At 73.2% G+C, this 23,582-nt stretch carries 17 protein-coding genes; 12 read left to right on the top strand and 5 right to left on the bottom strand.

The genetic code is table 11. The annotated features are described in order from the left end of the window. Positions 1-40 precede the first annotated feature (40 nt). Positions 41-457, top strand: a complete 417-nt coding sequence (gene icmB, locus AC5P09_RS02575) for a coenzyme B12-dependent isobutyryl CoA mutase small subunit (protein ID WP_493872213.1) — start codon at positions 41-43, stop codon at positions 455-457. Positions 458-612: 155 nt separating this feature from the next. Here icmB and AC5P09_RS02570 read toward each other — a convergent pair whose 3' ends face one another. Further along, a complete protein-coding gene (locus tag AC5P09_RS02570; RefSeq protein ID WP_493872212.1) occupies positions 613-2,235 on the bottom strand; it encodes a DUF5691 domain-containing protein in 1,623 nt (540 codons plus the stop codon). A 262-nt stretch (positions 2,236-2,497) separates the two neighbouring features. Next, positions 2,498-3,853, bottom strand: coding sequence for an SWIM zinc finger family protein (locus AC5P09_RS02565; protein WP_493872211.1), 1,356 nt, complete (start codon positions 3,851-3,853; stop codon positions 2,498-2,500). 145 nt (positions 3,854-3,998) lie between these two features. On the opposite strand from AC5P09_RS02565, the gene AC5P09_RS02560 reads away from it, so the two are divergent. The 8 genes from AC5P09_RS02560 to sucD all read left to right on the top strand — a co-directional run bounded on the left by AC5P09_RS02560 (position 3,999) and on the right by sucD (position 15,185). Further along, entirely contained in the window at positions 3,999-5,129 is a 1,131-nt protein-coding gene (locus AC5P09_RS02560) for an ATP-binding protein (protein ID WP_493872210.1), read from the top strand. Positions 5,130-5,195: 66 nt separating this feature from the next. Further along, positions 5,196-7,838 (top strand): DUF5682 family protein, encoded by a 2,643-nt coding sequence (locus tag AC5P09_RS02555; RefSeq protein ID WP_493872209.1) that lies wholly within the window; start codon positions 5,196-5,198, stop codon positions 7,836-7,838. Next, on the top strand, positions 7,838-8,011 hold the full coding sequence (locus AC5P09_RS02550; protein ID WP_493872208.1) for a hypothetical protein: 174 nt from the start codon (positions 7,838-7,840) through the stop codon (positions 8,009-8,011). The genes AC5P09_RS02555 and AC5P09_RS02550 overlap by 1 nt, the downstream gene beginning before the upstream one ends. A 46-nt stretch (positions 8,012-8,057) precedes the next feature. Continuing rightward, complete coding sequence (locus tag AC5P09_RS02545; protein ID WP_493872207.1) at positions 8,058-9,230, top strand: VWA domain-containing protein; 1,173 nt, start codon at positions 8,058-8,060, stop codon at positions 9,228-9,230. 203 nt (positions 9,231-9,433) lie between these two features. Further along, a complete protein-coding gene (locus AC5P09_RS02540) occupies positions 9,434-10,360 on the top strand; it encodes a hypothetical protein (protein WP_493872206.1) in 927 nt (308 codons plus the stop codon). A 149-nt stretch (positions 10,361-10,509) separates the two neighbouring features. Continuing rightward, a complete protein-coding gene (locus tag AC5P09_RS02535) occupies positions 10,510-12,579 on the top strand; it encodes a hypothetical protein (protein WP_493872205.1) in 2,070 nt (689 codons plus the stop codon). Positions 12,580-13,100: 521 nt separating this feature from the next. Next, positions 13,101-14,279 (top strand): ADP-forming succinate--CoA ligase subunit beta, encoded by a 1,179-nt coding sequence (sucC, locus tag AC5P09_RS02530; protein WP_493872204.1) that lies wholly within the window; start codon positions 13,101-13,103, stop codon positions 14,277-14,279. Between the two features lie 21 nt (positions 14,280-14,300). Continuing rightward, positions 14,301-15,185: a succinate--CoA ligase subunit alpha gene (gene sucD / locus AC5P09_RS02525; protein ID WP_493872203.1), complete on the top strand. Its 885-nt coding sequence runs from the start codon at positions 14,301-14,303 to the stop codon at positions 15,183-15,185. Between the two features lie 110 nt (positions 15,186-15,295). Here the strand turns inward: sucD and AC5P09_RS02520 are convergent, their stop codons facing one another. Beyond that, the gene (locus tag AC5P09_RS02520; protein WP_493872202.1) at positions 15,296-16,426 is read right to left on the bottom strand and encodes a helix-turn-helix domain-containing protein; all 1,131 of its coding nucleotides are present in this window, start codon (positions 16,424-16,426) and stop codon (positions 15,296-15,298) included. 96 nt (positions 16,427-16,522) lie between these two features. On the opposite strand from AC5P09_RS02520, the gene AC5P09_RS02515 reads away from it, so the two are divergent. After that, positions 16,523-18,217, top strand: a complete 1,695-nt coding sequence (locus AC5P09_RS02515) for a cell division protein PerM (RefSeq protein WP_493872201.1) — start codon at positions 16,523-16,525, stop codon at positions 18,215-18,217. Positions 18,218-18,233: 16 nt separating this feature from the next. On the opposite strand, the gene AC5P09_RS02510 is transcribed toward AC5P09_RS02515, so the two are convergent. After that, positions 18,234-19,085 (bottom strand): DUF4395 domain-containing protein, encoded by an 852-nt coding sequence (locus tag AC5P09_RS02510; protein ID WP_493872200.1) that lies wholly within the window; start codon positions 19,083-19,085, stop codon positions 18,234-18,236. 288 nt (positions 19,086-19,373) lie between these two features. Between AC5P09_RS02510 and purN the strand changes: the two genes are divergently transcribed. Together purN and purH are read left to right on the top strand one after the other, a co-directional pair. Then, positions 19,374-20,012, top strand: a complete 639-nt coding sequence (gene purN / locus AC5P09_RS02505; protein WP_493872199.1) for a phosphoribosylglycinamide formyltransferase — start codon at positions 19,374-19,376, stop codon at positions 20,010-20,012. After that, entirely contained in the window at positions 20,009-21,574 is a 1,566-nt protein-coding gene (gene purH / locus AC5P09_RS02500; protein ID WP_493872198.1) for a bifunctional phosphoribosylaminoimidazolecarboxamide formyltransferase/IMP cyclohydrolase, read from the top strand. The genes purN and purH overlap by 4 nt, the downstream gene beginning before the upstream one ends. A gap of 61 nt (positions 21,575-21,635) precedes the next feature. On the opposite strand, the gene AC5P09_RS02495 is transcribed toward purH, so the two are convergent. Further along, positions 21,636-23,453 (bottom strand): protein kinase domain-containing protein, encoded by a 1,818-nt coding sequence (locus AC5P09_RS02495; protein WP_493872197.1) that lies wholly within the window; start codon positions 23,451-23,453, stop codon positions 21,636-21,638. Positions 23,454-23,582 lie beyond the last annotated feature (129 nt).

Raw genomic sequence — 23,582 nt, 5'->3', positions numbered from 1 at the left:
TATCGGTACGGATGGATGTAGTCGCTTCATGGAGGCAGTGATGGGTGTGGCAGCCGGTCCGATCCGCGTGGTGGTGGCCAAGCCGGGGCTCGACGGCCACGATCGCGGGGCCAAGGTCATCGCGCGGGCGTTGCGCGACGCCGGAATGGAAGTGATCTACACGGGGCTCCACCAGACCCCGGAGCAGATCGTCGACACCGCGATCCAGGAGGACGCCGACGCGATCGGCCTCTCGATTCTGTCCGGGGCGCACAACACGCTCTTCGCGGCCGTGATCGCGCTCCTCAAGGAGCGGGAGGCGGAGGACATCCTGGTCTTCGGCGGCGGGATCATCCCCGAGGCGGACATCGCTCCGCTGAAGGAGAAGGGCGTCGCGGAGATCTTCACGCCGGGGGCGACGACGCAGTCGATCGTGGACTGGGTTCGGGCGAACGTGCGGCAGCCGGCAGGGGCGTAGGCCTCCGGCGGCTGAGCCGTGTTTCCGCCGCGGGTGGTCCAGGGTGACCTTCTCTGGGGGCTTCGCCCCCAGACCCCAGTCGGCCTGAACGGCCTCGTCCTCGAACGCCGGACGGGCTGTTTCCTGCAGACCCGCGCCCTCACGTCGCCCGTCCCCTAGGCCGCCCCCAACTCCTCGGCCATCGCGGCCCGCAACCGCAAGGTGGTCATCAGGCGCTGGAAGGCTTCCGCCCAGTACCCACCGGCCCCTGGACTGGCGTCCTCCGGTTCGTCCGGCACCGCCAGCAGCCCGTCGAGACGGCTCGCCTCGGAGGGGTCGAGGCAGCGTTCCGCCAGCCCCATCACTCCACTGAAACTCCATGGGTAACTCCCCGCATCCCGTGCGATGTTGAGCGCGTCCACCACGGCCCGGCCCAGCGGCCCGGCCCACGGCACGGCGCACACCCCGAGCAGCTGGAACGCCTCGGACAGACCGTGGACCGAGATGAATCCGGCCACCCACTCGGCCCGCTCCGCCGAGCCCAGCGTGCCGAGCAGCTTGGCGCGTTCGGCCAGTGACACCGCGCCGGGGCCGCCGGCCTCGGGTGCCGCGGGCGCCCCGAGCAGGGCCCGTGCCCACTCGGCGTCCCGCTGCCGCACCGCCGCCCGGCACCACGCCGCGTGCAGCTCGCTCTGCCAGTCGTCCGCTACCGGCAGAGCCACGATCTCCCGGGGGGTACGGCCGCCCAGCCGCGCCGACCACGTGGTGAGCGGCGTCGCTTCCACCAACTGGCCGAACCACCACGACCGTTCACCCCGGCCGGCCGGAGCCTTGGCCACCACGCCGTCGCGTTCCATGCTCGGGTCGCATTCGTGCGGCGCCTCGACCACGAGGGTCGGTGCGTTGCCCGTGTGATCGACGGCCACGCAGGCCCCGGCCCGCACCGCCATCCGGGCCGCGAGCGCGGAACCCGGCAGCGCCGACAGCAACTCGGCCGCCGTGGCCCGTACATTGCGGCTCCGGTCGGACAGCGCCTGCTCCAGGAACGGCTCGTCCTCCGCGGCCAGGCCCGTGCGCAGCGAGTCGAGGAACATCAGCCGGTCCTCGGCCCGCTCCGTCGCCCAGGTGGTCGCGATCAGCTCGCGTGCGGCGGCGGGCTCGCGGGCGCGTATCGCGGAGAGGAGGGCGACCCGCTCGGCGAACAGTCCCTCCTGCCACAGCTGGTGGATCTTGTCGGTGTCCTCGGAGGACGGCAGTGCCGCGCCCCCGCCCGGTGTCGCGCGCAGGGCGAACCGCCAGTCCGGGTTCAGCCGGGCCAGCCACATGGCACGCGGTCCCGCGAAGGCCAGCGCCGCCGGGCGCAGGTCCGTACGTCCCCGGGCCGCGTCCAGGAGGGCGGGCAGCATCTCGGGGGGTGCGGCGAAACCGCGGGTGTTCGCCGCCGCCAGCCACTGCGGCAGCAGCTCCATCAGGTCCGGTGCGGTACCTCGGCGGCCGCCGCCGCCGGTGCCGGGGCGGTCGGCCAGGAGCATCGCCAGCCTGCGGGCCGCCGGGGCGGGCAGGGGCGGGCGCGGGTCCCGGGCCGCCGGTTCAGGACGCCGGGCCGCCCGGCCGGGCCGCAGGCCGGCCCGCCGTCGTACGGCCTCCGTGGCCGCCGCGTCCAGCAGCGTCACCGGCGCCTCGCGGCCCGGCGCCGAGCCCGGCGGGGTGCGCCGCTCCGTGCCGAGCAGCGCCGCCGTGACGAGTTCCTCCCAGGCGCCCGGCGCGGGCGAGTCCGCAGGAGCGGAGGTCCTGTTCATTCGGTTCCTTTCCGTGCGGTGCCTGGAAGTGGTTGAAGACTCACTTGATGCGGGTGTCCCACGGGGCGGACCGCATGCCTGGATCGGGTGAGAAAGGGTGGATTGTCGGAGGTGGGTGCGTGGCCTGCGCCTGCCGGGAGCGGTGATGCGACATTCGTTGCGCCGAGTGCGCAACCGGTAACGGTGGGTGTCGTGCGGCAGTCGGGGTCCCGTCGGTCGTGGTCCCGTCGGTCGTGGTCCCGTCGGTCGTGGTCCCTTCGGGTCAGCACAGGGACACCGCCTCGCCCGGCCCCTCCGGCCATGCCGTCAGCGGGGTGAAGCCACGGTGGCCGCACTCGCCGAAGACCTTGACGGGTGCCCCGCCCGAGAGGGCGACGAGGCGCCACAGGCCCGGACGGGAGCGCGCTGCGGGGGTGAGCGGCAGTGCCTCGTCCCCGTCGGCGTCCGCCAGCTGCCAGGAGTCGCCGTCCGGGGCCGGGACGACCCGGTCCAGCGTCACCGGGACCGAGTCCAGCCAGGGATCGTCCCTGAGGGCCTCGCCGTAACGGTCGGCCGCCTGGGCCGGTGTCACTCCCGGCGGCCGGGTCGCCGCGGGAGCGGGCGGGGTGAACTGCTCGCCCAGGGCCGCTCGCGGTTGCCCGGCGCCCGGGTAGGCGGAGACCTCCGCGTCCAGGGCCAGACCAACCGGCAGCGCGAGCTCGGGCGCGCGGCCGGCGGCGCCATAAGAGAGGAGCAGCGCCGTACGGGCCGACTCGGCGCCGTACAGCCATATCCGGCGGGTCGTCAGTCGCGCGTCCGCCGTGTCGTACTGGGCGAGGACCAGCCAGCGGTCCCGCACTGGCGGGCCGTCCGCCGAGGCGGGCAGGCCGATGCGCGAACGGACCGTCGCCGCCAGGCCGTCCGGCAGCCGCTCCCGGCGCAGCCAGCCCTGGTCGAGGAGGTGGAGGAGAGCGCACTCCTCCAGCAGCCGCACCGGCCAGCCGGGACCGGACGACGGGATCGCCCCCAACTCCCGCACCCGCGCGGCCAGTCCGGAGGCCTGGGCGTCCACCATCCGGGCCGCCATCTCCTCCCACAGCCCGTACCCCGCCTGCTCCGCGCCCGCGAGGCCGCCGCGCAGCAGGTCCGCCAGCCGCTGCTCCAACTCCGTGGCGCCCGCGGTGATCCGCTCGGCCCGGCGCTCCGCCCTGCGCCGCGCCGCCTCCGGATCACCGGAACCCGACGAGGAACCGGCCGCACCCGCCGCCCGCTTCTCCGTCGCCCGCTGCCTTCTCCCCTCCATCCACTCCCCGGCCCAGTCCGGCGGCTGCGAGGACGGCACCACGCCGTCCTCGCCCGCCCAGAGCAGCAACAGCCCGAGCGCGTGCTTGCACGGGAACTTGCGGCTCGGACAACTGCACTTGTACGCCGGGCCGGACGCGTCCGCGATGTCGACGACCGTCTGATACGGCTTGCTGCCACTGCCCTTGCACAGCCCCCACACCATCCCCTCGCCGGAACTTCCCGCCTCGGACCACGGCCCGGCCGCACCGAGTTTGCTTCCCGCTTTGCGTGATGAGGCGTCAGGCGCCAGTGCCAGCACCTGATCCGCACTCCAGCGCACCCCCTGCTGAGTCATGACATCGAAGGTAGATCCCCCCACTGACAATCGGTCCGGCGAACGCCTTCGCCAGCACGTTTGCGCAGGTCAGATCGCGTTGTCAGTGCCGTGGTGCACGGTGGGTACCAGATCCGAACCGGCCGAGCTGGAGGGGGCCTCAGCCATGTCTGTGTCCGTGGAACCGATGTCTGTCGAAGTACCTGACGAGGCACCTGCCGTCGCGTTGCGGCCGCACGCCGAGGACGCCTTCGCCCATGAACTCGCCGCACTCGCCGCGCAGGACGACCGGCCGCGCCCAACCCGCTGGAAGCTGTCGCCGTGGGCCGTCGCCACGTATCTGCTCGGCGGCACCCTGCCCGACGGCACGGTGATCACACCGAAGTATGTCGGCCCGCGCCGGCTCGTCGAGGTCGCCGTCACCACCCTCGCCACCGACCGCGCCCTGCTCCTGCTCGGCGTGCCCGGCACCGCCAAGACCTGGGTGTCCGAGCATCTGGCGGCGGCGGTCAGCGGCGACTCGACGCTGCTGGTGCAGGGCACGGCCGGCACACCGGAGGAGGCGATCCGGTACGGCTGGAACTACGCGCAGTTGCTCGCGCACGGCCCCAGCCGCGACGCCCTCGTGCCCAGCCCGGTCATGCGGGCCATGGCGGAGGGGATGACGGCCCGGGTCGAGGAACTGACCCGCATCCCGGCCGACGTGCAGGACACGCTCATCACGATCCTGTCGGAGAAGACCCTGCCGATACCGGAACTGGGCCAGGAGGTGCAGGCGGTCCGCGGCTTCAACCTGATCGCGACCGCCAACGACCGCGACCGCGGGGTCAACGACCTGTCCAGCGCCCTGCGCCGCCGCTTCAACACGGTCGTGCTGCCACTGCCGGAGAGCGTCGAGGCCGAGGTCGACATCGTCTCGCGCCGCGTCGACCAGCTCGGCCGCTCCCTCGACCTGCCCGCCGCACCCGACGGCATGGACGAGATCCGCCGCGTCGTGACCGTCTTCCGCGAACTGCGCGACGGCGTCACGGCCGACGGCCGTACGAAGCTGAAGTCGCCGAGCGGCACCCTCTCGACGGCCGAGGCGATCTCCGTCGTCACCAACGGCCTCGCGCTGGCCGCCCACTTCGGCGACGGCGTGCTGCGGGCTGGTGACGTCGCCGCGGGCATCCTCGGCGCCGTCGTCCGCGATCCCGCGGCCGACCGGGTCATCTGGCAGGAGTACCTGGAGGCGGTCGTCCGCGAGCGCGACGGCTGGAAGGACTTCTACCGGGCCTGCCGGGAGGTGAGCGCGTGAGCGGCATGGGGCGAGGACACCGGGGCGACGACGATTCGGGGCGGACCCGGAGGCGAGGGGGACGGTGTGACAGGCACTGAGGGGGACGGGCACAGGGGGCCCGGAGCGGGGCCATTGCTGCTCGGGGTGCGGCATCACGGGCCCGGGTCCGCGCGGGCCGTGCGGGCGGCGCTGGCCGCGGCCCGGCCGCGGATCGTGCTGATCGAGGGGCCGCCCGAGGCCGACGCGCTGATCCCGCTCGCCGCGGACGAGGACATGCGGCCGCCGGTCGCGCTCCTCGCCCACGCCGTGGACGAGCCCGGCCGCTCGGCGTTCTGGCCGCTGGCCGAGTTCTCCCCGGAGTGGGTCGCGATCCGCTGGGCCCTGGAGCACGACGTCCCGGCCCGCTTCATCGACTTGCCGGCCACGCACACCTTGGCGTGGGGGAGGGACGAGCCGGGAGAGGGGGCGCAGGAACCCGTCGGCGGGGGTGACGGTGAGCCCTCGGCCCGGGCGTCCGGCGGGCCCTCGGGCGGGGAAGAGAGCGAGCCCTCGGAGGAGACGACCGGCGAGCTCCCGGCCGGGGGAGACGGTAAGCCCTCGGAGGGGAACGCGGACGAGCTCTCGGTCGGGGGAGACGGCGAGTTCGCGGCCGGGGGAGACGGTGACTCCGACAGTGACGCAGCCGGTCAGGCTGCTGACGGCGTCGACGTTCGGGTGGATCCGCTCGCGGTGCTTGCCGAGGCTGCCGGTTATGACGATCCGGAGCGCTGGTGGGAGGACGTCGTCGAGCACCGCGGGGTGGGCGAAGGGGACGCGTTCGCGCCCTTCGTCGCGCTCGAAGAGGCCATGGGGGCGCTGCGGGAGACCTACGGGAGCGGGGGCCACGACCGGGATCTCGTGCGGGAGGCGTACATGCGGCTCCAGCTACGGGCGGCACAGCGGGAGTTCGGGGACGGTGTGGCCGTGGTGTGCGGGGCCTGGCATGTGCCCGCGTTGCGGCAGAAGAGCGCCGTCGCCGCCGATCGGGCGCTGCTGAAGGGGCTGCCCAAGGTCAAGGCGGACATGACGTGGGTGCCGTGGACGTACCGCAGGTTGTCGCGCCACAGCGGGTACGGCGCGGGCATCGACTCGCCGGGCTGGTACGGGCATCTGTTCGGCGCGCCGGACCGGCCGGTCGAGCGGTGGCTGACGAAGGTGGCGGGCCTGCTGCGGGACGAGGACCGGCTCGTGTCCTCGGCGCACGTCATCGAGGCGGTGCGGCTGGCGGAGACGCTCGCCGCGATGCGCGGGCGCCCGCTGCCCGGCCTGAGCGAGACGACCGACGCCGTGCGGGCGGTGATGTGCGAGGGCTCGGACGTGCCATTGGCGTTGGTGCACGACCGGCTGGTCGTGGGGGACCTGCTGGGGGAGGTGCCGCGGGCGGCGCCCGCGGTGCCGTTGCAGCGGGACCTCGACCGGATCCAGCGCAGACTGCGGCTCAAGCCAGAGGCGCTGGAGCGGGAGTTGGAGCTCGACCTGCGCAAGGACAACGACGCGGAGCGCAGCAGGCTGCTGCACCGGCTGCGGCTGCTGGGCATCGGGTGGGGCGAGCCGGTGGCCTCGCGCGGGAGCACGGGCACGTTCCGGGAGACGTGGCGGCTGCGGTGGGAGCCGGAGCTGTCGGTGCGGGTCGCGGAGGCGGGGGTGTGGGGTACGACCGTGCTCGGCGCCGCGACCGCCAAGGCCGAGGCCGACGCCGTCTCCGCGCAGGGCCTCGCCGACGTCACCGCCCTCGCCGAGCGCTGCCTGCTGGCCGAACTGCCGGACGCGCTGCCCGTGGTGATGCGCGTCCTCGCCGACCGTGCGGCGCTCGACGCCGACGTCGGCCACCTCGCCCAGGCCCTGCCGGCCCTGGTCCGCTCCCTCCGCTACGGCGACGTACGCGGCACGGACACCGGCGCGCTGACCGAGGTCGCCGCGGGCCTCGCCGAACGGATCTTCGTCGGCCTGCCCCCGGCCTGCGCCGCACTCGACGCCGACGCGGCGGAGGACATGCGACGCCATGTCGACGCGGTGCACGGGGCGGTGGGGTTGCTGGGTGATGCGGTGTTGTCCGCGCAGGGCGCTGCCCGGGCTGACGGTGGACCTGACGACTCCGGCTCCGCCTCAACCGCCGCCCCCGCCCCCGCCCACGCCGATCTGCGCGAGCGCTGGTGCCGCGTGCTTCGGGTGTTGTCCGGGCGGGACACCGTGCCGGGCGTCGTACGGGGGCGGGCCGTGCGATTGCTGCTGGACGAGGGGGTGTTGGCGCAGGGCGAGGCGGCTCGGCTCATGGGGCTCGTGCTGTCGCCGGGGACGCCGCCGGGGGACGCGGCCGCGTGGATCGAGGGCTTCGTCGGCGGGGGCTCCGGGGGCGGAATGCTGCTTGTGCACGACGAGCGGCTGCTCGGGCTGGTCGACGCGTGGCTGACGGGCGTGCCGGCGGAGGCGTTCACGGATGTCCTGCCCCTGCTGCGGCGGACCTTCTCGGCGTATGAACCGGGGGTGCGTCGGACCCTGGGCGAGCTGGTCCGGCGCGGGCCGGGGCAGCGAGGGAGCGGCGCCGCTGCCGGGGTCGGCATACCCGGCTTCGCGGCCGACCTCGACAGCGAGCGCGCGGACGCGGTGCTGCCGGTGGTGCGGCTGCTGCTGGGGCTGGACGGCGACGCGGCGAGCGCCGACGACAACGACCTGGTGGGGGTGGCGTGATGGCGACCATGACGACCGACCGGCTGAGCGAGGCGACGACGATGACGAGGGACAGGGCCGAAGCGGTGGAGGCCGTCAGGGACGGCCACGGGTGCCGGGGGGAGAGCCGTCCGACGACGACCGTGCCGGTGATGCCGCTCTGGGAACGGCTTCGTACGGGGGCGCGCGGATGACGAACGGGTCGGTGGAGCGGGCCTGCGAGCACAGGGGAGTGGCGGGATGACGACGGAGCTGACGGAGCTGACCGACCCGGCGCAGGAGCGGCTGCGGCGCTGGCGGCTCGTCCTCGGGGGCGACGCGGCCGACGGCACCGGATGCGCGCTGTCCGGGCAGGACGCCGCGATGGACGGGGCGCTGGCCGCGCTCTACGGCAAGGCGGACAAGGGGCCCGCGGGGCGGGATCGTTCGGCGGGGCTCGGGGCGTCGGCGCCGGCCGTGGCCCGCTGGCTCGGGGACATCCGGACGTACTTCCCCTCCTCCGTCGTACAGATCATGCAGCGCGACGCCATCGACCGGCTCGGCCTGTCCACGCTGCTGCTGGAACCGGAGATGCTGGAGGCGGTGGAGGCCGACGTGCACCTCGTCGGCACGCTGCTCTCCCTCAACAAGGCGATGCCGGAGACCACGAAGGAGACGGCACGGGCGGTCGTGCGCAAGGTCGTCGAGGACCTGGAGAAGCGGCTGGCCAGCCGTACCCGGGCCACGCTCACCGGCGCCCTCGACCGCAGTGCGCGGATCAACCGGCCCCGCCACCACGACATCGACTGGAACCGCACGATCGCGGCCAACCTCAAGCACTACCTGCCGGAGTACGGGACGATCGTGCCGGAGCGGCTCATCGGGTACGGGCGGGCGTCCCAGTCCGTGAAGAAGGAAGTCATCCTCTGCATCGACCAGTCGGGGTCGATGGCGGCATCCGTCGTCTACGCGTCCGTGTTCGGGGCGGTGCTGGCGTCCATGCGGTCGATCAGCACGCGGCTCGTCGTCTTCGACACGGCGGTCGTCGACCTCACCGACCAGCTCGACGACCCGGTCGACGTCCTCTTCGGCACCCAGCTCGGCGGCGGCACCGACATCAACCGGGCGCTGGCGTACTGCCAGTCGCAGATCACGCGGCCCGCGGAGACGGTGGTCGTGCTGATCAGCGACCTCTACGAAGGGGGCATACGGAACGAGATGCTCAAGCGGGTCGCGGCGATGAAGGCGTCGGGGGTGCAGTTCGTGACGCTGCTGGCGCTGTCGGACGAGGGGGCGCCCGCGTACGACCGGGAACATGCCGCCGCGCTCGCAGGGCTGGGGGCGCCGGCCTTCGCCTGTACACCGGATCTGTTCCCGGAGGTGATGGCGGCGGCGATCGAGAAGCGGCCGTTGCCGATACCGGAGAGTGCGTGAGGGGGCGGGGAGCGTCGTGGCTCGCTGGTGATTTGTCGACCCGTTGACCTGCAATGTCGAGTTACTTGGGCAGGCAAACCGGACATGACTGTCCATCGGTAACAGGGGGCTTGCGCAACCTCGGGAGTCCCGTGCGAGTATCGACGCGCCCGTCGGCGGTGCGTCGCGCTCCGCTTGTTCCGCACGGGAGGACCTTCCCCCTCTTGACCTTGCCGGCCGTTCTTCCCGGTACCGCCCTGCGCATGATGCGTACGGCGGCCGGGCGGCGTGCGCTGCAAGTGGTCCTACTGGTGGGTGGGTTGTTCGCGCTCGGGCTCCTCTGGGGGGAGCAGGCGCATGCGGCGGACGGTGTGCTGTCGACGACGTCGACGAGTTCCGTGACGCGGTCCCTGACCTCGACGGCCTCGACGGCCTCGACGGCCTCAACCGCCTCCGTGGCTCCGACGACCTCCGCGCCCTCGGACGACGTCGTGTCGTCGGATTCGGCGCAGGGCGTCCGGTCGTTGGCGAAGAGTCAGGTCGTCCGGAGCGTGGACGTTCGCGTCGCGCAGCCGGTCGGTCGGCTCGTGGGCACCGTGGTCACAGGGCTGGCCGAGGCGGAGGCGAAGCGGCCGTCGCCGCCCGAGTCCTCCGAGCTGCCCAGCCTCCCGGATCTCTCGGACCTGCCCGGTCTCTCCGAGCTGCCTGGCCCGCCCGGTCTGCCCGCGCTTCCGGGGCAGACCTTGCCGGCGCCGGTCACGTCCACGCCGCAGTCGGGCTCGCCGGGCACGCCGTCGGCGACGAGCGGGCAGGGTACGGAGGGGCGTTCCGCCGCGGCGATGCCCCTGACGTACGGACCGCGGTTCGACGTCGGCGCCGCCGTGAGCGGCGGTGCGGAAGTGGCACACACCTCGGCGCATCGGGCCGGACCCGCCGGGCAGGCCCCCGTGCATCACGCGCCCCCCGGCGATCCGGGCGGCGTCCTGAGCGGCAAGTCGGCGGTCGACAACGGCACGCCGCGGCACGGCGACGCCCATGCCGTCACCGACAACAACCGGGCACCGCTGCGGCTCGTGGCCGGCGCCGCCGCCCGCGCCGTGGCGGACGGTACCCGGGACAGGCACCGGGACATTCCCGTATTCCCCGGTTAGAGCAGGCTCTTCCCCCGAGCCTCCGGAAGCCTCATCCGGCGCCGGAATGTCCCCAAAGCCTGCCCCAAGTCCCGAGGCTCCGAGAGTTCTTCGAACGAGTTCTCGCGCCTGCCTCGGCACTCCCGAGGATCTAAGGATCTGACGTACGCATGAACAAGAACATCCGCCGTTCCATCGTCATAGCCGCCGGCGTCACCGGCGCGTGGGCGCTCGGTTCCACCGTCGCCAGCGCGGACGAACTGCCCGCGTCCGCCCTCTCCGCGCCGGACGCCACCACCACCGACGCGACCACCGACGCGACCACCGACGCGACGACCGACGCGACGACCGGCCTCACCGACACCCTCGGCACGGTCACCGGCACGGTCGACGGCGTCGTCTCCGGCGTGCAGAACACCGTCTCCGGTGTCACGGCCGACGCCAGCACCGCAGACGCCACCGGCACCGCCCAGATCACGGCGTCCACCGACGCCGCAGACCAGGCCCGCCGCTACGTCGACGCGAAGGTCACCGCCCCGAAGGCGTCCAAGATCAAGGGTGCCGCGGCCATCCAGGGCGCGAAGGCCGCCCGCGCGGCCCAGGCCACCGCCGCCGCCACCACCACCACCGCCGCCGCCGCCACCATCCGGGCCACGGTCTCCGACGCGAGCGCTCTCAACGCTCCCGGCGCCCCCAGCGCCCCCCAACCCGAGATCGACTACCTCTTCGGCCCCCTCACCGCCTTCGCACCCGAGCTGGAGCAGGCCCTGGCCGCGGCCCAGACGCGGCTGCAGGGCGTGCAGTCCGCGGCGCGCTCCCAGGCGCAGGGCGTCGACGGCGTCGTACGGACGAAGGCGCAGCACACGGTCGCCGGCGCGGGCCGCACCGCGGCAGGCGTGACCCAGGCCGCGCACGCCACGGTCACCGGCGCCGAGAGCCGCGTCACCGGCGTTGCCGCCATCGCCCGCGGCGAGGCCACCACCGTCACGACCGCCGCCGACGCCACCGTCTCCTCCGTCCCGAGCCACATCACGGGCACGGTCGGCGGCGTCGAGCAGCACGTCGTCGGCACGGTCGCGAGCGTCCCCGGCACGGTCACCCCGGTCGTCGGGCAGACGGCGACCGCGGTCGTCCCGCCCGTGGCGACCGCCGCCGTCGACGGGGTCCAGCCGGTCGCCGGGAACGCGGTGGCGGGTGTCGGGCCGACGGCCGAGCGCGCCGTCGCCGGGGTCGCGCCCGTCGCCGGTCACGCGGTCGATGGCGTGCACCCGGTCGTCACCGGCACGGTCAACGGCGTGACGCCGCTCGTGGGCGGCGCCGTGGCCGGGGTCGAGCAGACCGCCGGGCACACCGTCGACGCCGCGACCGCGCTGGCGTACGGCGTCGTGGCCGATGTCCAGCCCGTCGCGGGCGGTGTCGTGTGGGGCGCGCAGCCGGTCGCCGAGGGCGCGGTCCAGGGCGTGCGGCCGGTCGTCGGCGGGGTCGTCGCGGACGTACCCCAGTACGCCGCGGCCACGGTCGCCGACGCCCGGTCGGTCGTGAACGGCGTCGCCACCGACGTCCCGCCGTACGCCACCGGCCTCGTCGGCCAGGTCGCCGGCGACACCACGGACGCCGTACTGCCCCCCGTCGCGAACACCGGCGTGCACGGCGTGGCGCCTGTCGCCGGGCAGGCCGTCGTGGACGCGAGCACGGTGGCGTACGGCGTCACCCAGGAGGTCCAGCCCTTCGCGTACGGCGTCGCCGGTGCCGTACCGCCCCTCGCGCAGGGCGTGAGCGGGCACGTGAGCGACCTCGGGTACGGCGTGGCCGGTCAGGTGCCGCCGTTCGCGCAGGGCGTCACCGGTGCCGTCCAGCCGGTCCTCGACACCGTCGTGGAGACCGTCCAGCCGGTCGTGCAGGGCGTCGGCGGCAGCGCCACCAGGCTGGCGTACGGCGTCACCCAGGACGTCCACCCCTTCGTGTACGGCGTCACCGGCGAGGTCACCCCGTTCGCGTACGGCGTCGCCGGTCAGGCCGGGTCCTTCGCTGAGGACCTGACCGGGACCGTCCGGGCCACCGCCGGCCCGCTCGCCGGTCACGCCGTCACCGGCGTCGGAGGCGTCGCCGAGTCGGTCACCCCGGGCTACGTGCAGGACGTACAGAACACGCAGGCCGCACAGAACGCGCAGCCCGCACAGAACGCGCAGCCCGCACAGAACCTGCACTACGGCAGCACGTACACCACGTACACAGTCTGACCCCGCCGTACCGGCGCCGTACCGGCGCCCGCGGCGGCCCTCGACAGAGCCGCCGTACGGCGCCCACCACCCGACCCCGTGAGGTCGCAGGACCCGGACGGCCGAAAGCCGTCGGTCTGTCCGGCCGAAGCCTCTCGGACGGGGCGGGGTGATCCCCATTGGGGTGGGGACCACCCGGCCCTGCGCCCCTCAGGGGCTGCTCAAGGGGCCTCACCGGGCCAACCCCAACCCGGTGAGGCCCTTCCCCGGCCCTTCCCCGACACCCGCCCAGTGCCTCACACGCGGCACGCCGTGCCAGTGAGCGCGGCATCATGTGACAGGTATCACCGCTCAGGTGTGACCCGCGATTTAGAGGCCCCCGGCAAGCAGCGATAACCTGCGAGACGGACATGCCGCGCGCTCGGACACCGTGTGCGCCTCCCTTGTGACTGACAGACGGCGGACGTCACGTTGCCCTCGCGGCACGCCCACGCAGAAAGCTGACCGTAGAGCGGCGAGAACACTGATAGGGACGGAAGCGCGTGGACCTGTTCGAGTACCAGGCGAGGGACCTCTTCGCCAAGCACGATGTACCGGTGCTGGCCGGTGAAGTCATCGACACGCCTGAGGCGGCCCGCGCAGCCACTGAGCGTCTTGGTGGCAAGTCCGTCGTCAAGGCCCAGGTGAAGGTCGGCGGCCGTGGCAAGGCCGGTGGCGTGAAGCTGGCCGCCAGCCCGGACGAGGCCGTCGCCCGCGCGACGGACATCCTCGGCATGGACATCAAGGGCCACACGGTCCACAAGGTGATGATCGCCGAGACGGCCCCGGAGATCCTGGAGGAGTACTACGTCTCCTTCCTCCTGGACCGCACCAACCGCACCTTCCTCTCCATCGCGTCCGTCGAGGGCGGCATGGAGATCGAGGAGGTGGCGGCCGAGCGCCCCGAGGCCGTGGCCAAGACGCCGATCGACGCCAACGAGGGCGTGACCCCCGAGAAGGCCCGCGAGATCGTCGAGGCCGCGAAGTTCCCGGCCGAGGTCGCCGACAAGGTCGTCAACGTCCTCGTCACGCTGTGGAAGACGTTCATCGAGGAGGACGCGCTCCTCGTCGAGGTCAACCCGCTGGCGAAGGTCGCCTCCGGTGACGTCATCGCCCTCGACGGCAAGGTCTCCCTGGACGAGAACGCGGACTTCCGCCACCCCGACCACGAGGAGCTCGTCGACCACGCCGCGGCCAACCCCCTCGAGGCCGCGGCCAAGGAGAAGAACCTCAACTACGTCAAGCTCGACGGCGAGGTCGGCATCATCGGCAACGGCGCGGGTCTCGTCATGAGCACCCTCGACGTCGTCGCGTACGCCGGTGAGGCCCACGGCGGCGTCAAGCCCGCCAACTTCCTCGACATCGGCGGCGGCGCCTCCGCCGCGGTCATGGCGAACGGCCTGGAGATCATCCTGGGCGACCCGGACGTCAAGTCCGTGTTCGTCAACGTCTTCGGCGGCATCACCGCCTGCGACGAGGTCGCCAACGGCATCGTGCAGGCGCTGCAGCTGCTCAAGGACAAGGGCGAGGAAGTCACCAAGCCTCTCGTCGTCCGCCTCGACGGCAACAACGCCGAGCTGGGTCGCAAGATCCTCTCCGACGCCAACCACCCGCTGGTCCAGCGCGTGGACACCATGGACGGCGCGGCCGACAAGGCCGCCGAGCTCGCGGCTGCGAAGTAAGGAAGAGGGACAGACACAGCCATGGCTATCTTCCTCAACAAGGACAGCAAGGTCATCGTCCAGGGCATGACCGGTGCCACGGGCATGAAGCACACCAAGCTCATGCTCGCGGACGGCACCAACATCGTCGGTGGCGTGAACCCCCGCAAGGCGGGCACGTCCGTCGACATCGACGGCACCGAGATCCCGGTCTTCGGCACGGTCGCCGAGGCGATCGAGAAGACGGGCGCCAACGTGTCCGTCCTCTTCGTGCCGCCGGCCTTCTCCAAGGCCGCCGTCGTCGAGGCGATCGACGCCGAGATCCCCCTCGCGGTCGTCATCACCGAGGGCATCGCGGTCCACGACTCGGCCGCGTTCTACGCGTACGCCGTGTCGAAGGGCAACAAGACGCGGATCATCGGCCCGAACTGCCCCGGTCTCATCACCCCGGGCCAGTCCAACGCCGGCATCATCCCGGGCGACATCACGAAGCCGGGCCGCATCGGCCTGGTCTCGAAGTCCGGCACGCTGACGTACCAGATGATGTACGAGCTGCGTGACATCGGCTTCTCGTCCGCCGTCGGCATCGGTGGCGACCCGGTCATCGGTACGACCCACATCGACGCGCTCGCCGCGTTCGAGGCCGACCCCGACACCGACCTGATCGTCATGATCGGCGAGATCGGCGGCGACGCCGAGGAGCGTGCGGCGGACTACATCGCGAAGAACGTGACGAAGCCGGTCGTCGGTTACGTGGCGGGCTTCACCGCGCCCGAGGGCAAGACCATGGGCCACGCCGGCGCCATCGTCTCCGGCTCCTCCGGCACGGCCGCCGCCAAGAAGGAGGCCCTCGAGGCCGCCGGCGTCAAGGTCGGCAAGACGCCGACCGAGACGGCGAAGCTGGCGCGGGCCATTCTCGGCAATTAAGTACAGCCTCGCCGGCTGAACCGAGCATCCTGAACCGAGCATCATGGAGAAGGGCCCGCATCCTCGACCGAGGACGCGGGCCCTTCCGCATGCTCAGCCCCTCTCTATGCTCAGCCTCTTTGCGGCACCAGCCGCTGCGGCCCGCTCACCGTCTCCTCCCGCAGCTTCGACCGCAGTTCGCGTTCCGCCTCCGACAGCGGCCCGGGCGCCACCCGGGGCGGCACCCCCTGCACCGTCTCGCCCGACGGCACCGGCGGCTCGTAGTGCCTGGGCGCCGTCCGCAGCGTCAGCGCCGTCGTCCCGATCAGGGCGACCGTGAAGGCGATGGCGGCCCGCGTCCAGAAGCGGGCCCTGCGCTCGCTGCCCGTCCGCACCACCGGCGGCCTGGCGGCCCGCAGCCGCTCCGTGGCGGCCAGTTCGGCCAGCCGCCGGGTGAGCTCCGCGGGGTCCGACAGCTCCGGCAGCCGCGCGGCGACCGCCTCCCGCGCGCGCAGCAGCCGGTTCGCGGCCGCCGGGGTGCTCGCCTCCGTCTCCGCCGCCGTCTCCGGCAGGTCGAGGCCGACACCGTCGTAGAGCAGGAGCGTGCGGCGGTGCGGCGGCGGGAGGTGCAGCAGTACGTCCATCAGCGCGCGGTCGGACGCGTCCGCGGGCGGCGCCTCGGGGTGGCGGTGGCGGGGGCGGAAGCGGTGCCAGGGGGAGAGGGCGTACTCGTACGCCGTCGCCCGCACCCAGCCCGCCGGATCCCGGTCGACCGCCACCTCGGGCCAGTGCTGCCAGGCGAGTTGAAAGGCTCGCTCGACCGACTCGCGGGCGAGCTCACGCCGGCCGGTGAGCAGAAAGGCCTGCCGTACGAGGGCGGGGGCGCAGAACGCGTACAGGGCGTCGAAGGCCTGAGCGGGCGTCAGGGGAGGCGCGGGGACGTCCGGTTCGGGCGCAGGCGCGGGGCTCGGTTCGGGCGTTGACGCGGGACTCGGTGCGGGGGGCGCCTCGGGCTCCGGTGCCGGAGGGGTCTTCGTCCGTACGGGGCTGTCGGCGGCGTCCCTCGCCAGCTCGGCTAGCAGCCTCGCGTACGCCTCCCGTCTCCGGCCGAGCGGTGTCGTACGGCCGTTCTCCCACTTACGTACCGTCTCGCGGGTGACGCCCACCCGTGCCGCGACCTGAGCCTGCGTCAACGACCTGGCCTCACGCAGGCGTCGGCGCTCCTTCGGCGGGGGGAGCGGGGTTGCAGGACTCTGCGTCACCGGGCGCCCCTTCGTGCGAAAAAGTACATAACCATATATTGAGCGACACTTCGGAGGTTCGCCTGTTACGACGAGAAAGCGCGTGTCGTTGGGAGCATGACGGGCGTGATCCAGATGACCGAACGCCGATCGCCGTTGACCTCCCTGCCCACCCGGTTGCGTGACCGGTCGCCCGGACTGGCCGCCGGCCTCCTCGGCGGTGCGGTCGCGGCCGGGCTGGGGCTCGGCTCGTTCGCCGTGCTCGTGATGGTGCTGTGGCTCAGCTCGCCGTACCCCGACAGCGGGCCCGACGGCGCGCTGCACGTCGCCGCGGCGCTGTGGCTGCTGGCCCACGGCGCCGAACTGGTCCGCACCGACACGCTCTCCGGCACCCCCGCGCCCGTCGGCGTCACCCCGCTGCTCCTCCTCGCGCTGCCGCTCTGGCTGGTGCACCGGGCGGCACGGGACGCGACCGACGGCGGTGAGGAGGAGGACGACGGGCCGGCGGCCGTCCCGGGGCGGATCTCCGTCCCGGCGCGGGCAGCTGTCTCGGCGCGGGCAGCTGTCTCGGGGCGGGCGGCTGTCTCGGGGCGGACGGTCTGGGCGGGCGTCGTCCTCGGCTATCTTGCCGTCGGCGCCGCCGCCGCGCTCTACGCGACGGGCGGCGAGCTGCGGCCGTCGTGGCTGTGGACGGGCGTGAGCATGCCGCTGGTCGTGACGGTGGCCGCGGGCACGGGGGTGTGGACGGCGTACGGCCGCCCACGCGCGATGCTGGACGAGGCGCTGATCCTGCTGCCGACCGGCCTGCGACGACTCGTCCTCGGCCCGGACGCGCGGGCCCGCCTCGGCATCGCCGCGCGGGCCGCGGGAGCGGGGACGGCGGTGCTCGTCGGTGGCGGGGCGGTGCTGCTGGCGGCGTCGCTGGTGTGGCACGGCGAGGCGGCCCGGGAGTCGTTCCTCCGGCTCACGGAGGGCTGGTCGGGCCGGTTCGCGGTCCTGCTGCTCTGCCTCACCCTGGTCCCGAACGCGGTGGTGTGGGCGGGGTCGTACGCCCTCGGCCCCGGCTTCACCCTCGGCGTCGGCCACGCCGTGACGCCGCTCGCGTCCGCCCCCACCCCGTTGCTCCCGCCGTTTCCGCTGCTGGCGGCGGTGCCGGACACCGGCACCGGAACGCCGCTGCACTGGGCGGCGGGGGTGGTGCCGGTGGTGGTCGGCGTGACGGTCGGGTGGTTCGTGGGCCGGGCGGCTGATGGGGGAGGAGGGAGCGCGGATGCCTGGTCGCCGGGGCGGACCGCCGGGACCGCCGGGCTGGCGGCCGTACTGTGCGCGGCCCAGGTCAGCGTCCTCGCGGGATTCGCGGGCGGGCCGCTCGGCGTCGGCACGCTGGCCCGGTTCGGGCCGGTGTGGTGGCAGACGGGGGCGGCGGCCCTGGTGTGGACCTCGGTGCTGGGTGTTCCTACCGCGCTGGGGCTGCGGGCGTGGCGGTGCCGGGGGCGCAAGGAGGGAGGGGGCCGGCAGGAAGGCGGGCAGGGCGAGGAGCGGGAGGCGACGATCGGGAAGCCGAGAGTGGCGGTGCCGATGGCCGACGACAGCACCTTCGAACCGTACGACTTCCTGCCCACCGAGGCCGCGCAACCGCTGTGGCACGACGACGACGCGGCACGCGAGGCGCGCTGGGCGGCGCTGAAGCAGGCGTCGGCGGAGCCGGAACCACCGGAGTCACGACTGGCGGAGTCACGACCGGCGGACTCCCGACCGGCGAAGTCACAACCATCGGCGCCACAGCCATCCGCGTCCCCCGACGCACTCTGACGAGCCACCGTCACCGTCAGCTATTGGCCCCCAGCACTCCCCGCAGCTCCTTGGGCAGAAGCTCTGCGCAGGTCTGCTTCGACTCGTTGGTGAGGGCGTCGTTCGTGCAGGTGTAGTAGTCGCTGTAGACCAGCTTCACGGTGAAGCCCGCGGCGACCAGGGCGATGGCCAGGGACGCCGTGACCAGGCCGCTCACCGCGGCGGTCCGCTGCGGGCGGCCGCTCTGCGGGTGCGCCGGGATGTTCGGGTCGGGGGCGGCGGGGGGCTTGGCGCGGAGGGCTGTGATGCCCCAGTACAGGGCCAGCGCACCGAGCATCAGCGCCACGTAGGGCCAGCTGAACAGTGCGAAGAAGAAGGCCCACATGCCGGACAGGAGGGCGTACCGCGCGCGTCGCTGGGCCGGGTCCGTCGGGTCCCAGCGCGGTCCCTGGCCCTGCCCGCCGCCGCCCGCCGGGCCCTCGGGACCGGCACCCGGGCGCTCGCCGAAGCCACCGGGGGAACGGCCGGGCTGCTGGTCGCTCCACTGACTGCCCCACGGGGCCGGGGCGCCACCGCCGGCACCCTCACCCTGCGAACCGTCGCCGCCCTCTTTGCCCTCTTGGCCCGCCGGGTGGTGGCGCGGCTGCCACGGCCGGTCCGGGGTGCCCTCCGGCGGCGGTGCGAACGGGTTTTCGTCCGGAGCCGGGGCCGAGCCAGGAGCCGGAGCCGGAGCCGGGCCGCCCTGCCCCTCCCCGTCCTGCTTGCCCGCGTCGCCCGAGGGCGCGTCGGGCGGTGAGGCGGGGCGCTCCCGCAGAAGCACACCGCTACGCTCCCCTCCCTGCGATGACTGCGGGGGGAGCGTAAGGAGTCGCAGACTGCGGTCCGGCATCAAGTGAGCGTCTTCCCCTAGGTGATACGGCTGTCTGTTAGGTGGTACGGCTGTCTGTCCTGAGCTGTCACAGAGAGAACGCACCGCACGACGACCGCGTTCCCGAGCCTGCTCGTCCCAGACGCTACCTTCCGGCCACGCCCCCGTCCCGTGGGGGCCGCCCGGTGTGCCGGTATCGTTGCTGACGGTCGGCCGCTTCGTAGACTTCCCCGTATCCCGGGGCGCGAAGCATTCGTATGAACACACGAGCCGCCCGCACAAGCCGCTCCCCCGAGAAAGGGCCCCACCGTGGCCGCCAAGCCCGTGGCCAAGCGCCTCGTCGTGCTGGTCTCCGGTTCCGGTACGAACCTGCAGGCGCTCATCGACGCCACCGCGGCCGCCGGCGCCGAGGCCTACGGCGCCGAGATCGTGGCCGTCGGTGCGGACCGCGCGGGCATCGAAGGACTGGCCCGCGCCGAGCGCGCCGGGATCCCCACCTTCGTCTGCCGGGTGAAGGACCACGCCACCCGCGACGAGTGGGACGCGGCCCTCGCCGGGGCGGTGGCCGCGTACGAGCCCGACCTTGTCGTGTCCGCCGGGTTCATGAAGATCGTGGGCAAGGAGTTCCTGGCCCGCTTCGGGGGGCGGTTCGTGAACACCCACCCCGCCCTCCTGCCCAGTTTCCCCGGCGCCCACGGCGTCCGCGACGCTCTCGCGTACGGCGCCAAGGTCACCGGCTGCACCGTCCACTTCGTCGACGACGGGGTCGACACCGGGCCGATCATCGCTCAGGGCGTGGTCGAGGTCCGGGACGAGGACTACGAGGACGAGGGTGCCGCTCTGCACGAGCGCATCAAGGAAGTCGAGCGAAGGCTGCTCGTCGATGTCGTGGGGCGGCTCTGCCGCAACGGCTATCGCATCGAGGGACGAAAGGTAGTTATCCAGTGACCGCCGAGAGCAACAAGCGGGCCATCCGACGGGCGCTCGTCAGCGTCTACGACAAGACGGGCCTCGAAGACCTCGCGCGCGGCCTGCACGAGGCGGGCGTGGAGCTCGTCTCCACCGGGTCGACCGCCTCCCGCATCGCCGCCGCCGGTGTCCCCGTCACCAAGGTCGAGGAGCTCACCGGCTTCCCCGAGTGCCTGGACGGCCGCGTCAAGACGCTGCACCCGAAGGTGCACGCGGGGATCCTCGCGGACCTCCGCCTGGAGGACCACCGGCGCCAGCTCGCCGAGCTGGGCGTGGAGCCGTTCGACCTGGTCGTGGTCAACCTCTACCCGTTCCGCGAGACGGTCGCCTCCGGCGCCTCCCCCGACGAGTGCGTGGAGCAGATCGACATCGGCGGCCCGTCGATGGTGCGCGCGGCGGCGAAGAACCACCCGTCGGTGGCGGTCGTCACCAGCCCGGCGCGGTACGCGGACGTCCTCGGGGCGGTCAAGGACGGCGGCTTCGACCTGTCCACCCGCAAGCGCCTGGCGGCGGAGGCCTTCCAGCACACGGCGTCGTACGACGTGGCGGTGGCGTCCTGGTTCGCCTCCTCCTACGCCCCTGTGGACGAGTCGCGGTTCCCCGACTTCCTGGGCGCGACCTGGGAGCGCAAGAACACCCTCCGCTACGGCGAGAACCCGCACCAGCCGGCCGCGCTCTACGTCGACGGCACGGGTGGCGGTCTGGCCGAGGCCGAGCAGCTGCACGGCAAGGAGATGTCGTACAACAACTACACGGACACGGACGCCGCCCGCCGTGCCGCGTACGACCACGACGAGCCCTGCGTCGCGATCATCAAGCACGCCAACCCCTGCGGTATCGCGATCGGTACGGACGTCGCCGAGGCACACCGCAAGGCGCACGCCTGCGACCCGCTGTCGGCGTTCGGCGGCGTGATCGCCGTCAACCGTCCGGTGTCGAAGGAGATGGCCGAGCAGGTCGCCGAGATCTTCACCGAGGTCATCGTCGCGCCCGACTACGAGGACGGCGCGCTCGAGGCCCTCGCCAAGAAGAAGAACATCCGCGTCCTGAAGGCCCCCGACGGCCCGTCCAACCCGGTCGAGCTCAAGCCGGTCGACGGCGGTGTCCTCCTCCAGGTCACCGACCGCCTCCAGGCCGACGGCGACGACCCGGCCAACTGGACCCTGGCGACGGGCGAGGCGCTGAGCGCGGAGGAGCTGTCCGACCTCGCCTTCGCGTGGAAGGCCTGCCGGGCGGTGAAGTCCAACGCGATCCTCCTCGCCAAGGACGGTGCCTCGGTCGGCGTCGGAATGGGCCAGGTCAACCGGGTCGACTCCTGCAAGCTGGCGGTCGAGCGGGCGGGCGAGGAGCGGGCGCGGGGCTCGTACGTCGCCTCAGACGCCTTCTTCCCCTTCCCCGACAACATCGACGTCCTGAGCGAGGCCGGGGTCAAGGCCATCGTCCAGCCCGGCGGCTCGGTCCGTGACGAACTCGTCGTCGAGGCCGCGGAGAAGGCGGGCATCACGATGTACTTCACTGGGACGCGGCACTTCTTCCACTGAGGGTGCCGGACGTGAACGAGCGAGGGCCCGCCGGTCGGTGACCGGCGGGCCCTCGTCCTGGTCACGTCGAACTGCGCAGTCCCGCCCAGGTATTGGGCCCCACGTCGCCGTCGACCTCCAGTCCCTTGTCGCTCTGGAACAGCCTGACCGCCGACACGGTGTCCTCGCCGAACTGGCCGTCCACGCCCGCGCCGCCGACGCTGTAGCCGCGCTTGGTGAGCATGCACTGCACCTGGACGACGCGTTGGCCCTTGTCGCCGTAGGTGGTGAGTTCGGTGCCGGAGTAGTAGGTGCACTGGGAGATCCAGGGCGGGGTGGCGGGCTTGGCCGCGGTCTTGGTGGGAGTGGGGGTCGGGGTGCTGCCGCCGTTGTTGCTCCCGCTGCCGCCGCCTCCGCTTCCGGAGGTGGCGGTCGGGTCGTCGTCGGGGGCGGGTTGTGCTCCGCCGGTGGATCCGGGCGGGGCGCTGTCGGCCTTCTCCGACTCCTCGTCCGTCACCTCCCCCTTCTCGCCGGTGGTCTCCGTCCCCTTGGTCGCAGAAGGCGAGCCGGAGGAACTGGGGGGAGCCGAGGCCGCTTCGGCGTCGGCGGAGGACGACGTGGAGGCCGTGGGAGAGGCGGAGGCGGTTTCGTCGAGGTCGGGGCGGGTGAGGAAGAAGGCGCCCGCGGCCACGGCGACCACCGCGATGCCGGCTGTGAGGGCGAGGAGAAGCGCCTTTCGCCTGCGTCGGCCGCCGTGCTCGCCGGAGGGGTGTGCGGAGGGCGCGTACTGCACGGGCGTCCCCGGACCGCCGTGCTGCCCCGGTGGTGTCGGCGGCGTCGGCGCCCCGTAGGCCGGGCCGGGCGCGGGAGCCGCCACCCCCCACGTCGGCGGACGGAAGTGCCCGGTGTCCTCGGCGGAGGCGTCTTCCAGCAGCTCACAGCCCTGCTGCCGGGAGAGCAGACGGGTGGCCAGCGGTTCCTGCCAGGGAGCGGCGCGGTCGTACCCGGCGGCCGTGGCCGCGTCGATCAGCTGCTGCGGGGTCGGCCGCCCGGCGGGGTCCTTTTCGAGGCAGGCGGCCAGCAGCGCGGCCAACGCGGGGTCGGCATCCGATAGTTCGGTCATGATCTCGGCCTTGGGCTGCTCGAAGGCGACCCGGTGCATCACGTCGACCCCCGTGCCATCCCCGAAGGGCGCGTGTCCGGTGGCGGCGTACACGAGCGAGCCCGCGAGCGAGAAGACGTCGGAGATCGAGTCGCAGCGGCCCTCGCGCAGGTACTCGGGTGACATGAACGCGGGCGTGCCGACCCGGTTGCCGGTGGTGGTGATCGCGCTGCTGTCGGCGGCCTGCGAGATGCCGAAGTCGATGACGTGGGCGCCCTGCGAAGACAGGACCACGTTGGACGGCTTGAGATCCCGGTGTACGACCCCGGCGGCGGCCAGCGCCGACAGCGCCTGCCCGAGCTCGGCCACCAGCCGCCACATCCCGGGCGGTTCCAGCGGACCGCACTCGCGGACGGCGTCGGCGAGGTTGAGGCCGGGCAGGTACTCGGTGGCCATCCACAGCAGCGAGTCCTCGAAGCCGCTGCCGAGCAGCCGCGGAGCGTGCGGCGCACCGACCCGCCCGTGCACCGCGGCCTCCCGCTCGAACCGCCGCCGGAAATCGGCGTTCTCGGCGTACTCGGGCCGGATCACCTTGACGGCGGCGAGCCCTGGGCTGTCGTCGGCAGGGCGGGCCAGATAGACCCGCCCCATGCCACCGCTGCCGAGCCGCCCGAGCGCGACGTACGGCCCGATGCGGCCGGGATCGGCGGGTTGCAGCGGGGTCGCGCCTGCCTGCTTCAGCGCGGCGTCACCGGACGCCGGGGTGTACGACGGCGTGGGGTGCCGTTCGTCTGTCATGGATCCCCCGTGTGCTGTTCTTCCTCAACGTCCTTATGCACCACTCCAGTTCTCGCGAGGCTATCGTGCCGGGACGGGGGAGTGGCCCAGAGGCGCCAGATATCCAGCCCGACGCCTGTGAGGGCGTCG

This window comes from Streptomyces sp. a15, from assembly GCF_059026085.1.
This window is presented reverse-complemented; position numbering and strand designations above follow the sequence as displayed.